Genomic DNA, 14,838 nt, shown 5'->3' with positions numbered 1-14,838 from the left:
GTTCAGCGGCCGCCGCTGACGTCCAGCAGCGCGCCGCTGGTGTACGACGCCGCCTCGCTGGCCAGCCATAGAATCGCTTCCGCCACTTCCTCGGCCAGTCCGCCGCGGGCCATGGGCACGCTGGCCTTGACCCGCTCGATGCGTCCCGGTTCGCCACCGCTGGCGTGGATCTCGGTGTGGATCACGCCTGGGCGCACGGCGTTGACGCGGATGCCCTCGGCGGCGACTTCCTTGGCCAGGCCCAGGGTCATGCTGTCGATGGCGCCCTTGGCCGCGGCGTAGTCGATGTACTCGTTGGGTGCACCGATACGCGCGGCGATGGACGACAGGTTGACGATGGCGCCGCCGCGGCCGCCATGCCGGGTGGACAGGCGCTTGATCGCCTCGCGGGCGCAGAGAAAGCTGCCGATCACGTTAGTGGCGAAGACTCGCTGCAGACGGGCGGCGTCCATCTGCTCCAGGCGCATCTGGGTTTCCAGCATGCCGGCATTGTTGACCAGCACGTCGAGGCGACCGAAAGCCTGGTCGATGCGCTCGAACAGCTGCACGACCTGCGCCTCATCGGCGACATCCGCCGCCACGGCGATGGCGTGGCCGCCCTGGCGCTCGATCTCCTCGACCAGGCTTGCCGCCGCTTCGCTGCGCTCGCGATAGTTCAGGCACAACGCATAGCCTCGCGCCGCCGCCAGGCGCGCAATGGCGGCGCCAATGCCACGGCTGGCGCCGGTGATCAGCATGACCTTGTCCATTCGTCACCTCGTCGTGTGCAGGAAAAATAGCCGCTCTTGAAATTTCGCACCCCGTCCGCATCTAGGCAATGCGGGATGCCGAAGTCGGGTCCCGCATTCACCACTTGCTGATTTATTCAGGAGATTTTCCATGAGCAACGTCCTTTCCCTGGCCCCGCTGTTCCGCCAATCCATCGGTTTCGACCGCTTCAACGACCTGTTCGAGTCGGCCCTGCGCAACGAGGCCAGCGGCAGTTCCTACCCGCCCTACAACGTCGAGAAGCATGGCGATGACCAGTACCGCATCGTGGTTGCCGCTGCCGGCTTCCAGGAGCAGGACATGGAGTTGCAGGTCGAGCGTGGCGTGCTGACCGTCACCGGCGGCAAGCGTGAGCGCAGCGCGGAAAGCGTGACCTATCTGCACCAGGGCATCGCCCAGCGCGGCTTCAAGCTGTCGTTCCGCCTCGCCGACCACATCGAAGTGAAGGCAGCGAGCCTGGTCAACGGCCTGCTGAACATCGAGCTGGAGCGCATCGTGCCCGAGGAAGCCAAGGCCAAGCGCATTCCGATCAGCGGCCAGCAGCCGGTGCTGCAGAGCTAAGCTGCGCGCGATGATGTAACTCGCGATGATGGAAAAAAGGCGCCCTAGGGCGCCTTTTTCATGCCTCGGCGGTTTGCTGCCGGTTGAATTTGAGCAGGTGGCGGAAGTCCACCAGCGGCAACGGCTTGCTGAAGAAGTAGCCCTGGTAGAAGTGGCAGCCCTGCTGCTGGAGGAAGTCCAGCTGTTCGATCTGCTCGACGCCCTCGGCGATCATGTCGAGGTTTAGGCTGCGCGCCATGGCGACGATGGCGCGGATGATTTCCGCGTCGTTGGGGTCGGTGGTGGCGTCGCGAACGAACGACTGGTCGATCTTCAGTACATCCACCGGCAGACGCTTGAGGTAGGTCAGCGACGAGTAGCCGGTGCCGAAGTCATCCATCGCGAAGCTCACGCCGGTGCGTTTGAGGCGGTGCATCTTGGCGATGGTGTCGTCGATGTTCTGGATCACGATGCCTTCGGTGATCTCCAGCTTGAGCATGCTCGCCGGCAGAGCGCTTTGCTGCAGGCAGCGCTCGACCAGGTCGACGAAGTCGTTCTGGCGGAACTGCCGTGGGCTGATGTTGACGCAGAGCTGGAAGTCGCCGCGGCTGATCACGCCATCGAGCAGGAGCTGAGCGGCGACGTTGCAGGACTCGGTGAGCACCCAGGCGCCGACCTCGAGGATCAGCCCGCTTTCCTCGAGCACCTGGATGAACTGGGCTGGCGACTGCGCGCCGAGGGTCGGATGGCTCCAGCGCAGCAGGGCTTCGGCGCCGATGGCGCGGCCGTTGCGGGCGTCTACCTGAGGCTGGAAGTACAGCTCGAATTCGCCGCGCGCCAGGGCCATGCGCAGGTCGCTTTCCAGGCGCAGGCGCTCGCTGGCGGCGGCCTGCATGGTGGTGCGGAACAGCTGGATGGTGTTGCGCCCGGAATCCTTGGCCCGGTACAGGGCGATGTCGGCGCGCTTGAGCAGGTCGGTCGGGTTGTCGCCGTGGTCGGGGATCAGGGCAATACCGATACTCGGCGTTACCTGCAGGCGATGGCCGTCGTGCAGCATCGGCTCGGCCAGCAGCTTGCGCAGCTTTTCGGCGATATGCCGCACCTGGCGGGTGATTTCCGAGCGCTTGCCTTCCAGGCCGGAGAGCAGCACGACGAATTCGTCGCCGCCCAGGCGTGCCACGGTGTCTTCCTGGCGCACGCTGGCTTCCAGACGCGCGGTGACCATCTTCAGCACCGCATCGCCGACCGGGTGGCCGAGCGAGTCGTTGATGTGCTTGAAGTGGTCGAGGTCGATGAACAGCAGCGCGCCGTGCAGGTCGTGGCGCTTGAGCAGGGCGATCTGCTGGGTCAGGCGATCCATCAGCAGGGCGCGGTTGGGCAGGTTGGTCAGCGGGTCGTGGTAGGCCAGGTGACGCACCTGGGCCTGGGCCTCCTTGAGTTCGCTGATGTCGCGTGCGGTGAGCAGCAGGCAGGGCACGCCGTCGAGGTCGATCGGTTCGACCGACACTTCGACCAGGCGCGAGCTGCCATCGCGGTGCAGGCCGTGCATCTCGAGGTGATGCACGCGGCCATCCTGGCGCAAGGTTTCGAGCAGGCGCACGCGCTCCTGAGGGTCGGCCCAGACGTTGAGCTCCAGCGAACTACGGCCGATGACTTCGTCGGCCCGGAAGCCGGTGAGGCGGCAAAAGCCTTCGTTGACCTCGATGTAGCGGGCGCTCTCGCGCTCGGTAATGGTGATCGCGTCGGGACTGGAGTGGAACGCCTTGGCGAACTTCTCCTGGCTGGACTTGAGCGCGGCTTCGGCCTGCTGGCGTTCGGTGATGTCGCGGAAGGTGGTGGTGATGCACAGCTGGCGGTCGACGCGGATGAAGCGGCTGGACACCACGCAGGTCAGCTCCTTGCCCTGGCGGGTGCGGAAGCGCGCGGTCTCGTTGTTCAGGCCCTGGTCGCGACTCATCTTCTTGTACAGCTGCAGGCGCTGCTGCTCGTCGACCCAGAAACCCAGTGCCGGCGCGCTCTGGCCGACGATTTCGTGGGATGCCCAGCCGAAGGTCTGCGAGAAGCTCGGGTTGACCTCGATGAAGTGGCCGTCGCGCACGCGCGAGACGCAGATTGGCTCCGGGCTGGCCTGGAACAGGGTGACGAATTTCTCTTCGGAGGCGGCCAGGCGCTGTTCGCGCATCACCCGCTCGGTGATGTCGACCAGGATCCCGGCCATGCGCAGCGGCTCGCCCTGTTCGTCGCGGTAGAGCTTGGCGGTGCTTTCCAGGTAGCGCGACTCGCCGTCGGGCATGCGCACGCGGTAGGACAGCTGGTAATCGTGGCGTACGCCCTCGACCAGCTCGCGGTAGGCGACGCGCATTTTCAGCTGGTCGTCTTCCGGCACGCAGCGGAAGAATTCGGCGAAGTCGCCGTGGTAGGGCTCGCCCTTGAGGCCGTGCAGGGTGGCGGCGCGTGCCGAGCCGTAGAGCATGCTGCTGGGGATGTGCCAGTCCCAGGTGCCGAGGTTGGCCGAGTCGAGGGCCAGGGTCAGGCGCTCCTGGCTGTCGAGCAGGGCCTGTTCCTGCTCGCGCTCGTGGGAGATGTCGCGCACGGTCAGCACCAGGCAGGGCGTGCCGTTCAACTCGATCTCGCCACCGAAGATCAGGTTGTGGGTCAGGCGGCCGTCGCGGCTGTACAGCTGCACCTCCAGATTGTGGCAGGTGCCGTCGTACTGTATGGCATCGATCAGTCGCTGACGGTCGCTGGGGCTGGCCCAGATGCCCATTTCCAGAGAGCTGCGGCCGATGGTTTCGCCCTTGCTCCAGCCGAACTGGCGTTCGAAGGCCGGGTTGCACTCGACGAAGCGGCCGCTGGCCTTGTCAGTGATGACCACAGCGTCCGGGGTCTGGCGGAAGGCCTTGGCGAACTTGTCTTCGCTGGCGCGCAGGGTGGCTTCGGCGCGCTTGCGTTCGGTGGTGTCGACGAAGCTGGACAGCAGAAAAGCCTGGCCGTCGAGATCGATATACTGGCTGCTGAGGATGCCGTCGAGGATCTGCCCGGTGCGTGTGCGCAGCTGCACTTCCTGGTTCAGCGGGCCATCCATCAGTGGCGCCTGGCTGCGCATGTAGTCGCGTTCCGCGGCGTGTACCCAGAGCTTCAGGTCGAGGGTCGAGAAACCGATGATCTCCGATGGCGGCCAGCCAAACAGTGCCTCGAAGTTCTGGTTGGCCTCGGTGATCACGCCGTCGGCGTAGCGGATCAGCACGACCACGTCGGGGCTCATGTGGAACAGGCTGGAGAAGCGCCGCTCGGAATTGGTCAGGGCTTCCTCGCGTTCGCGCTGGGCGCTGAGGTCGCGGATCACGCCGAACACGCGCGGCTTGCCATCGGTGTGCTGCTGCAGGCTGCCGCTGATTTCCAGCCAGTGCAGACTGCCGTCAGGCCAGCGAATGCGGTGACGGAAGGCACGATTGCTCGGTTTGCCGTCGAGCACGGCATCGAACAGGCGCAGCACTTCGGCGCGGTCTTCCTCGGGAATCAGTTCGATGTAGTTGACCGGCGCGCTCAGCGGGCGCTTGGGGTCGAAGCCGAACAGCGCCTGGGCGCCGCGCGACCAGCTGACCTTGCCGCTTTCGATGTCCCAGTACCAGGCGCCCAGCTTGGCGCCATTGAGTGCGGCGAGCAGGTGCGGGGCATCCTGCCAGGCCTTTTCGAATTCGGCCGGGTCGAGTGCGGGAATGACGGGAAGCGGCGGTCTACGGGTCATGTGTGGACCATTGCCGGTGCGGTTGTCAGGCAGTGCGCTGGGCGAAAACGGCGTGCGGGCATGCCAGGGCCTTTTCTTATCGTTATGAATGCCACGTTAGCCTTGTCCGCGCGTCCTAGGCAAGACCCGTGCGCTGCTCGTCCATGAGCTGCATGAAGGCTTTGGCTGCGTTGGACAGGGTTCGTTCCGTATGCACGATGTAGCCCAGTCGGCGCTCCAGCTGAATGCCCGGCAGCGGCAGGCGCATGACCTGTTCGTCGAGCATGGTGCGTGGCAGCACGCTCCAGGCCAGACCGATGGACACCATCATCTTGATCGTCTCCAGATAATTGGTGCTCATGCCGATGTTCGGGGTCAGTCCCTGGGCCTCGAACAGGCGCCGGACGATGTGGTGGGTGAAGGTGTTGTCACCGGGGAAAACTGCCGGGTGGCGCGCGATGTCGGCCAGGGAGATGGCGCCGCCACGCACCAGCGGGTGTTCGGGGGCAGCGACGAAGTCCAGCGGGTCGTCCCATACCGCCACCGCGCGCACCGGTTCGCGGGTTTCCGGGGCGAGGGTGATCACCGCCAGCTCGGCGCGGCCGTGGAGGATCTCCTCGTAGGCGACTTCGGAGTCGAGAAACTGGATGTCCAGCGCCACGTGCGGATGGCTGCGGGTAAACGCGCGCAGCAGCGGCGGCAGGCGGTGCAGGCCGATGTGGTGGCTGGTGGCGAGCGTCAGGCGGCCGCTGACCTGGCCGTTGAGGTTGGTCAGGGCGCGGCGCGTGTCGTCCAGCACGTTGAGGATCTGGTAGGCGCGGGGCAGCAGGGCGCGGCCGGCTTCGGTCAGGCTGACCTCGCGGCCCAGGCGGTCGAACAGGCGCACATTGAGCTGCTGTTCGAGGCCGGCGATGCGCTTGCTCACGGCCGGCTGGGTCAGGTGCAGGCGCTCGGCGGCTTCGGAAAAACTGCCGGCTTCGGCGATGGCGAGAAAGGCGTTGAGGTTGGCAAGGTCCATGGGCGGCGTTCCAGAAAGGCGTCGGGTGCGTCTATTAACAGAGGAGGTGGCGAGTGTAATGCTCGCGCATTCCAGCAAGGAATGCTTTGAATAAAAATTATGAATTGGAGTTATTCGTTGCAACTCCATAGGATTGCCCCATCAGCAGAAGGGTTTTAACCCTCGCACCGCACATGACCCTGATGAGGACATAGCAGATGGCCGGCAAGACGCTCTACGACAAGCTCTGGGAAATGCACGAGGTGAAGCGCCGCGACGATGGTTCGTCGCTGATCTACATCGACCGGCAGATTCTCCACGAAGTGACCTCGCCGCAGGCCTTCGAGGGGCTGCGTCTGGCCAGCCGCAAGCCGTGGCGCATCGACGCCAACATCGCCACGCCGGATCATAACGTACCCACCACCAAGGCCGAGCGCCAGGGCGGCAACGAGGCGATCGCCGACGAGGTTTCGCGCATCCAGGTGCAGACCCTCGACGAGAACTGCGATGACTTCGGCATCCTCGAGTTCAAGATGAACGACAGCCGCCAGGGCATCGTCCACGTCGTCGGTCCGGAGCAGGGCGCGACCCTGCCGGGGATGACCGTGGTCTGCGGCGACTCGCATACCTCGACCCACGGTGCGTTCGGCGCGCTGGCCCATGGCATCGGCACCTCGGAAGTCGAGCACGTGCTCGCGACCCAGTGCCTGGTCGCCAAGAAGATGAAGAACATGCAGGTGCGTGTCGAAGGCACATTGCCCGCCGGCGTGACCGCCAAGGACATCGTCCTCGCGGTGATCGGCAAGATCGGCACCGCCGGCGGCAACGGCCATGCCCTGGAGTTCGCCGGCAGCGCAATTCGCGACTTGTCGCTGGAAGGGCGCATGACCATCTGCAACATGTCCATCGAAGCGGGGGCTCGTGTTGGCCTGGTGGCGGTGGACGAGAAGACTCTCGCCTACGTCAAAGGCCGCCCGTTCTCGCCCAAGGGCGAAGACTGGGACAAGGCCGTGGCCGCCTGGGCCGACCTGGTGTCCGACGCCGATGCGCTGTTCGACACCGTGGTCGAGCTGGACGCCGCCGAGATCAAGCCGCAGGTCAGCTGGGGCACCTCGCCGGAAATGGTCCTGGCCGTCGACCAGCGCGTGCCGGACCCGGCCGCCGAGGCTGACCCGGTCAAGCGCGACTCCATCGTGCGCGCCCTCAAGTACATGGGCCTGAATGCCAACCAGGCGATCACCGATATCCAGCTCGATCGCGTGTTCATCGGTTCCTGCACCAACTCGCGCATCGAAGACCTGCGCGCCGCCGCCGAAGTGGCCAAGGGGCGCAAGGTTGCCGCGACCATCAAGCAGGCGATGGTGGTGCCGGGCTCCGGCCTGGTCAAAGCCCAGGCCGAGCAGGAAGGGCTGGACAAGATCTTCATCGAAGCCGGTTTCGAGTGGCGTGAGCCGGGCTGTTCCATGTGCCTGGCGATGAACCCGGACAAGCTGGGCAGCGGCGAGCATTGCGCCTCGACCTCCAACCGCAACTTCGAAGGCCGCCAGGGTGCCGGTGGTCGTACGCACCTGGTCAGCCCGGCGATGGCCGCCGCTGCCGCGGTGACCGGTCGTTTCATCGATGTTCGTGAACTGATGCAGGCCTGAGGAGAGCGTCATGAAAGCCTTTACCCAACACACCGGCCTCGTTGCGCCACTCGATCGTGCCAACGTCGACACCGATCAGATCATTCCCAAGCAGTTCCTCAAGTCGATCAAGCGCACCGGCTTCGGCCCGAACCTGTTCGACGAGTGGCGTTACCTGGATGTCGGTCAGCCGAACCAGGACAGCTCCGGGCGCCCGGTGAACAAGGATTTCGTGCTCAACTTTCCGCGCTACCAGGGCGCCAGTGTGCTGCTGGCGCGCGAAAACTTCGGCTGCGGCTCGTCCCGCGAGCACGCGCCGTGGGCGCTGGAAGAGTACGGTTTCCGCACCATCATCGCGCCGAGCTTCGCCGACATCTTCTTCAATAACAGCTTCAAGAACGGCCTGTTGCCGATCATCCTCAAGGAAGATGAAGTCGATGCGCTGTTCCAGCAGGCCGAGGCCACCGAGGGTTATCAGCTGACCGTCGACCTGGCCGCGCAGACCGTGACCCGTCCGGACGGCGTGCAGTACGGTTTCGAGGTCGATGCCTTCCGCAAGCATTGCCTGCTCAATGGTCTGGACGATATCGGTCTGACCCTGCAGGACGCCGACGCGATCAAGGTCTTCGAGGGTCGCCATCAGCAGAACAACCCCTGGTTGTTTGGCGCGATCAAGTAATACAGGCGGGCAGGGTGGATGAGCGCTCATCCAGCCGCCTGCGGGATTTCGGTGGATGAGCCACGTCATCCGGCCCATGGATAAATTGAGGAAGGCAATGAGCAAGCAGATTCTGATTCTCCCCGGCGACGGTATCGGCCCGGAAATCATGGCCGAAGCGGTCAAGGTGCTGGAGCTGGCCAACGACAAGTACAGCCTGGGCTTCGAGCTGTCGTTCGATGAGCTGGGCGGTGCTGCCGTGGACAAGTACGGCGTACCGTTGGCCGACGAGACTCTGGATCGTGCGCGCGCTGCCGATGCGGTGCTGCTCGGCGCCGTCGGTGGGCCGAAGTGGGACAAGATCGACCCGGCCATCCGCCCGGAGCGCGGCCTGTTGAAGATCCGTTCGCAGCTGGGCCTGTTCGGCAACCTGCGTCCGGCCATCCTCTACCCGCAACTGGCCGAGGCTTCCAGCCTCAAGCCGGAAGTGGTGTCTGGCCTGGACATCCTCATCGTGCGTGAGCTGACCGGTGGCATCTATTTCGGCCAGCCGCGCGAGAGCAAGGTGCTGGAGAACGGCGAACGCATGGCCTACGACACCCTGCCATACAGCGAAAGCGAGATCCGTCGCATCGCTCGTGTCGGCTTTGACATGGCCCGCGTGCGTGGCAAGAAGCTGTGCTCGGTGGACAAGGCCAACGTGCTGGCCTCCAGCCAGCTTTGGCGTGCCGTGGTCGAGGAAGTGGCGAAGGATTACCCGGATGTCGAACTGAGCCACATGTACGTCGACAACGCTGCCATGCAGCTGGTGCGTGCGCCCAAGCAGTTCGACGTGATGGTCACTGACAACATGTTCGGCGACATTCTGTCGGATGAGGCTTCCATGCTTACCGGTTCCATCGGCATGCTGCCGTCCGCTTCGCTGGACGCCAACAACAAGGGCATGTACGAGCCGTGCCACGGCTCGGCGCCGGATATCGCCGGCCAGGGCATCGCCAACCCGCTGGCGACCATCCTCTCGGTATCGATGATGCTGCGTTACACCTTCAATCAGGCCGCAGCCGCCGATGCCATCGAGCTGGCGGTTAGCAAGGTGCTGGATCAGGGGCTGCGCACGGGCGATATCTGGTCGGAAGGCAAGACCAAGGTCGGTACCGCCGCCATGGGTGACGCAGTGGTCGAGGCCCTGCGCAATCTGTAATCTGTCGGCCCGCTGCGTAGCAGCGGACCACTTCTTCTCTAGGGTGTAGGTGTTATGAAACGCGTAGGTTTGATCGGTTGGCGCGGTATGGTTGGTTCCGTGCTCATGCAGCGCATGCTGGAAGAGCGTGACTTCGACCTGATCGAGCCGGTGTTCTTCACCACTTCCAACGTCGGTGGCGAAGGCCCGGCGGTAGGCAAGGACGTTGCCCCGCTGAAGGATGCCTACAACATCGACGAGCTCAAGGGGCTCGATGTCATCCTCACCTGCCAGGGTGGCGACTACACCAGCGAAGTCTTCCCCAAGCTGCGCGAAGCCGGCTGGGCTGGCTACTGGATCGACGCGGCATCGAGCCTGCGCATGGCCGATGACTCGGTCATCGTGCTCGATCCGGTCAACCGCAAGGTCATCGACCAGTCGCTCGATGGCGGCGTGAAGAACTACATCGGCGGCAACTGCACCGTCAGCCTGATGCTGATGGCGCTCGGCGGCCTCTACGAAGCCGGCCTGGTCGAGTGGATGAGCGCGATGACCTATCAGGCGGCCTCGGGCGCCGGCGCGCAGAACATGCGCGAGCTGATCAAGCAGATGGGCGCGATCAACGCCTCGGTCGCCGATGAGCTGGCCAACCCGGCCAGTGCCATCCTCGACATCGACCGCAAGGTTGCCGAGGCCATGCGTGGCGACAGCTTCCCGGTCGACCAGTTTGGCGTGCCGCTGGCCGGCAGCCTGATCCCCTACATCGACAAGGAACTGCCGAACGGGCAGAGCCGCGAAGAGTGGAAGGGCCAGGCGGAGACCAACAAGATCCTCGGTCGCAACAAGAGCCCGATCCCGGTCGATGGCCTGTGCGTGCGTATCGGCGCCATGCGCTGCCACAGCCAGGCGCTGACCATCAAGCTGAACAAGGATGTGCCGCTGTCGGACATCGAAGGCCTGATCAGCCAGCACAACCCGTGGGTCAAACTGGTGCCGAACCAGCGCGAGGCGAGCATTCGCGAGCTGGGCCCGACTGCGGTTACCGGTACCCTCAGTGTGCCGGTCGGCCGTCTGCGCAAGCTCAACATGGGCTCGCAGTACCTCGGTGCCTTCACCGTCGGTGACCAGTTGTTGTGGGGGGCGGCGGAGCCGCTGCGGCGGATGTTGCGCATCCTGCTGGAGCGTTGACGAGAAAGGGGTTGGCAAGTGCCAGCCCCTTTTGCATTGTGGCGCCAATTGCCTGCGTCACGGCTGAGGGGTAGAGTGCCCGCCCATTCGATACCTGCGTAAGGCCTCACGATGTCCAAGTCCTTCGATGTCGCAGTGATCGGTGCCTCCGGCACGGTCGGCGAAACCATCGTGCAACTGCTCGACGAACGCGACTTCCCGATCGCCAATCTGCACGTGCTGGCCGGCAACTCGTCGGCGGGGCAGTCGATCATCTTTCGTGGCAAGAACCTGCGCGTGCGCGAGCTGGCCGGGTTCGATTTCGCCCAGGTGCAGCTGGTGTTCTTCGCCGCAGGCGCCGCGGTTACCCACGAATTCGCTCTCAAGGCCCACGCAGCCGGCTGCTCGGTGATCGAGCTGAGTGGCGTGCTGCCGCTGGACCAGGCGCCGCGCCTGGTGCCTGAAGCCAATGCCGCCATGCTGTCGGCACTCAAGCCGCCATTCCTGCTCGGCAGTCCGGCGCCGGTAGCTGTTGCGCTGGGTCTGGTCCTGGCGCCGTTGAAATCTCACCTGTCTCTGCAGAAGATCACGCTGACTGCGGCGTTGGCGGTGTCCAGTCGTGGCCGCGAAGGCATTGCGGAACTGGCGCGGCAGACTGCAGAGCTGCTCAACATGCGCCCGCTGGAGCCCAAGGTGTTCGACCGGCAGATGGCATTCAATCTGCTGGCTCAGGTCGGAGAGCTGGATGCGTCCGGGCATGATGCGCTTGAGCGTCGCATTGCTCAGGAACTGCGTCAGGTACTGGACATGGCCGAGCTGAAAGTGGCGGTGACCTGCGTGCAGGCGCCGGTGTTCTTCGGTGACAGCCTGAGCGTGTCCGTGCAGGCGTCTGCTGCGGTGGATATTGCGCAGATCGGGCAATTGCTGGATAAACAGCCTGGCGTCGAACGGGTGGAAGAGGGTGACTATCCGACGGTGGTGGGGGATGCGGTGGGGCAGGACGAAGTCTATGTCGGCCGCGTGCGTCAGGGGCTGGATGATTCGACCGAACTCAATTTGTGGATTGCGTCTGATAATGTGCGAAAAGGCTCCGCGCTAAATGCTGTGCAAATAGGTGAGTTATTGATAAAACACTATCTGTAAAAGATACTTACCTCCAAATTTGAAGAATTATTCTAGGTTGGCTAATACTGGTTTGGCTGTGCGCTGACGGGGAGCCGCTAAAAGCGGTGCAGGCAGCGACCTTCAAAATCCTCTCGATTATCGAGAAAAAAAGATAAAACAAGGGATTACGCTATGGTTCGGGTTCGCAAACTGGTGCTGGCAATTGCAGCTGCTTCGGCGCTGTCCTCCGGTACGGCGCATGCGCTTGGCCTGGGGGAAGTTACCCTCAGGTCCTCGCTGAGCCAGCCGCTGGTAGCGGAGATCGAACTGCTTGAGGTGCGTGATCTGGGGACTGCGGAAGTGATTCCGACCCTCGCGTCTCCCGAAGAGTTCAACAAGGCAGGCGTCGATCGCCAGTATTTCCTGACTGATCTCAAATTCACCCCGATCATCAAGCCCAACGGCAAGAGCGTGATCCGGGTGACCTCAAGCAAGCCGGTACGTGAGCCTTACCTGAACTTCCTGGTGGAAGTGCTGTGGCCCAATGGCCGCCTGCTGCGTGAGTACACCCTGCTGCTCGACCCACCGACCTATTCCCCGCAAGCCGTGATCGCCGCCACTCCGCGCCTGCCCGTAGCCGCTCCGGCACCTGCACCGCGTCCGCAGGCCAGCGCGCCTGTTCCGCGTCCAATCACACCTGCACCGCAAGCTGCCGCCCCGGCGCCTGCACCCGCTCCCGCACGCCCGGCCGCTCCCGCGCTGCGTCCGTCCGCACCTGTCAGCCAGCTGCAGGGTAACGAGTACAAGACCACCTCCAGCGATACGCTCTGGGAAATCGCGGCGCGTACCCGTCAGGGCGGTTCCGTGCACCAGGCCATGCTGGCCATCCAGGACCTCAATCCGAACGCGTTCGTCGATGGCAACATCAACCGCCTGAAAAGCGGTCAGGTGCTGCGTCTGCCCGATGAGTCGCAAATCGCTAGCCGCAGCCAGGGCGAGGCCATTGCTCAGGTCGTGGAGCAGAACAACGCCTGGCGTGAAGGCCGTTCGGTTGCCGCGGCCCCTGCTGGCGCGCGTCAGCTCGATGCCACCAAGCGCGCCAGCGCTGGTGATGCACCCGCCAAGACCGAAACCAAGGACAGCCTGAAACTGGTTGCGCCGGCCACCGGTAAAACCGCAGGCGAGAAGGGTGGTGCTGGCGACAGCAAGGCGCTCAACGATCAACTGGCCGTCACCAAGGAAAGCCTGGATTCGACTCGTCGCGAGAACGAAGACCTGAAAGGCCGCGTGAGCGATCTGCAGAGCCAGATGGACAAGCTGCAAAAACTGATTGAGCTGAAGGACAATCAACTGGCCAAGCTGCAAACCGACCTGGCCAGCCAGAGCAAGGCTGCGGTACCTGCCACGCCGGCAACACCTGCGACGCCAGTTGAGCCGGTCGCTCCTGCCGCTGCACCGTCTGCATCCACTCCTGCCAAACCTGCTGCGCCTGCAGTCGAGGCGCCGGCGGCTGAGTCGAAACCGGCAGCGGTCGAGCCCAAACCTGCCGAAGCAGCCAAACCAGCTGCTCCCACCGCGGACGCGCCTGCTGCCGATGCCAAACCTGCCGCGCCAGCGACTGACTACAACTACAGCGAAGAGCCCGCACCGCAAGCCGAACCAGCCAAGCCGGCTGCCGAAGCTCCAGCCAAGCCTGCTGCTGCGGTGAAACCCCCGGCAGTCAAGCCTGCCGCCCCGGTCGTTGCCAAGGAGCCCGAGCCTGTCAGCTTCATCGATAACCTGATGGGTAATCCGATGCTGCTGGGTATCGTCGGTGGTGGTGCACTGCTGGCCCTGCTGATCGCCCTGATGGTGCTGTCGCGTCGCAATGCGATGAAAGAAGCCGAGCTGCAGGAAAGCCTGTCTGCCGACGAGGGTTCGACCTTCGCCAGTGATCTGGATATGCCGGAAGACGGTTTCGCCGGCCTCGATGATTCGCCAAGCGACTTTGCCGAACCTGAAGCCGAGCGTGTGACACCGCAGACCGCTGACGCGCTGGGTGAAGCGGATATCTACATTGCTTATGGCAAGTTCAGCCAGGCGGCCGAACTGCTGCAGAACGCCATCAATGATGAGCCGCAGCGCAGCGATCTGCGTCTGAAACTGATGGAGGTTTATGCCGAGCTGGGTGATCGCGACGGTTTCCTTCGCCAGGAGCAGGAACTGCGTGAAATCGGTGGTGCGGCTGCCAGCGTCGATCAGCTGAAAGCCAAGTACCCAGCCATGGTGGCGTTGGCTGCTGGTGGCTACGCGGCTGCCGATCAACTGGACGAGTTCAGCCTCGATGACCTGACTCTGGACGAGCCTGTTGCCCCGGCACAGTCCAACGATCTGGACGACTCCTTCGACCTGAGCCTGGATGACCTGGACAGCGATCTGCCGAGCGTTGCCAAGTCGAATGACCTGGATGCCGACCTGAACGATCTGAGCCTCGACAGTGAGTTCGACCTGCCGGTTCAGGCCGAGCCGCAGAAAGCTTCCGATCTCGATTTTGATCTGGAGCTGGGCTCGGACAATACCGCTGCCGCTCTGGAGCAGGGCGACGATCTGGCCGATTTCAGCCTGGACCTGGATAGCGACAAGCCGGCTTCCGCCGAAGACGACTTCATGCTCAGCCTGGAAGATGAGCCGGCTGTCCCGGCCGCCGACAACGCGCTGGATCTGCCGGCTGATTTCGATCTGTCGCTGTCCGACGAGCCCGTTGCCAGCCAGCCGAACACTGACAGCTTCGCAGCGCAGCTGGATGAAGTCACCGCCGAGCTGGATCAGCTGAGTGGCGACCTCGATGACGATCTGTTGGCGCCGGAGCCGGCTGCTTCACTGGCTCAATCTGACGCGGGACTGGATGTGGACGACGATTTCGATTTCCTTTCGGGCACCGACGAAACCGCTACCAAGCTGGATCTGGCGCGTGCCTATATCGACATGGGCGACACCGAAGGTGCTCGTGACATTCTCGATGAGGTGGTCGCGGAAGGTAACGAAGGTCAGCAGAACGAAGCACGCGAGCTGATCGGCAAACTGGTTTGATAA

The 14,838-nt window shown here is 63.9% G+C and carries 10 protein-coding genes; 7 read left to right on the top strand and 3 right to left on the bottom strand.

Annotated elements, in window-relative coordinates:
* Positions 1-2 precede the first annotated feature (2 nt).
* Entirely contained in the window at positions 3-749 is a 747-nt protein-coding gene (locus IB229_RS16555; RefSeq protein ID WP_192330959.1) for an SDR family oxidoreductase, read from the bottom strand.
* A 130-nt stretch (positions 750-879) separates the two neighbouring features.
* On the opposite strand from IB229_RS16555, the gene IB229_RS16550 reads away from it, so the two are divergent.
* Positions 880-1,329: an Hsp20 family protein gene (locus tag IB229_RS16550; RefSeq protein ID WP_192330957.1), complete on the top strand. Its 450-nt coding sequence runs from the start codon at positions 880-882 to the stop codon at positions 1,327-1,329.
* 58 nt (positions 1,330-1,387) lie between these two features.
* Here IB229_RS16550 and IB229_RS16545 read toward each other — a convergent pair whose 3' ends face one another.
* Positions 1,388-5,056, bottom strand: a complete 3,669-nt coding sequence (locus tag IB229_RS16545; protein ID WP_192330955.1) for a PAS domain S-box protein — start codon at positions 5,054-5,056, stop codon at positions 1,388-1,390.
* A 115-nt stretch (positions 5,057-5,171) separates the two neighbouring features.
* A complete protein-coding gene (locus tag IB229_RS16540) occupies positions 5,172-6,053 on the bottom strand; it encodes a LysR family transcriptional regulator (RefSeq protein ID WP_192330954.1) in 882 nt (293 codons plus the stop codon).
* Positions 6,054-6,250: 197 nt separating this feature from the next.
* On the opposite strand from IB229_RS16540, the gene leuC reads away from it, so the two are divergent.
* The 6 genes from leuC (at position 6,251) to IB229_RS16510 (ending at position 14,835) form a co-directional block, all read left to right on the top strand.
* Entirely contained in the window at positions 6,251-7,678 is a 1,428-nt protein-coding gene (gene leuC / locus IB229_RS16535) for a 3-isopropylmalate dehydratase large subunit (RefSeq protein WP_192330952.1), read from the top strand.
* 10 nt (positions 7,679-7,688) lie between these two features.
* On the top strand, positions 7,689-8,336 hold the full coding sequence (leuD, locus tag IB229_RS16530; RefSeq protein ID WP_192330950.1) for a 3-isopropylmalate dehydratase small subunit: 648 nt from the start codon (positions 7,689-7,691) through the stop codon (positions 8,334-8,336).
* A gap of 97 nt (positions 8,337-8,433) precedes the next feature.
* Positions 8,434-9,516 carry a 3-isopropylmalate dehydrogenase gene (gene leuB, locus IB229_RS16525; RefSeq protein ID WP_192330948.1) on the top strand — a complete coding sequence of 361 codons (1,083 nt, stop codon included), beginning with the start codon at positions 8,434-8,436 and terminating at the stop codon, positions 9,514-9,516.
* A gap of 54 nt (positions 9,517-9,570) precedes the next feature.
* The gene (asd, locus tag IB229_RS16520) at positions 9,571-10,683 is read left to right on the top strand and encodes an aspartate-semialdehyde dehydrogenase (protein ID WP_192330946.1); all 1,113 of its coding nucleotides are present in this window, start codon (positions 9,571-9,573) and stop codon (positions 10,681-10,683) included.
* 111 nt (positions 10,684-10,794) lie between these two features.
* Entirely contained in the window at positions 10,795-11,805 is a 1,011-nt protein-coding gene (locus IB229_RS16515) for an aspartate-semialdehyde dehydrogenase (RefSeq protein WP_192330944.1), read from the top strand.
* Between the two features lie 153 nt (positions 11,806-11,958).
* Entirely contained in the window at positions 11,959-14,835 is a 2,877-nt protein-coding gene (locus IB229_RS16510) for a FimV family protein (protein WP_192330942.1), read from the top strand.
* The last annotated feature ends 3 nt before the right edge of the window (positions 14,836-14,838 follow it).

The sequence above is a fragment of the Pseudomonas sp. PDM14 genome, from assembly GCF_014851905.1.
Classification (GTDB): Bacteria; Pseudomonadota; Gammaproteobacteria; order Pseudomonadales; family Pseudomonadaceae; genus Aquipseudomonas.
Note: the sequence above shows the minus strand (reverse complement) of the source record. Positions and strands in the feature narration are given on the sequence as shown.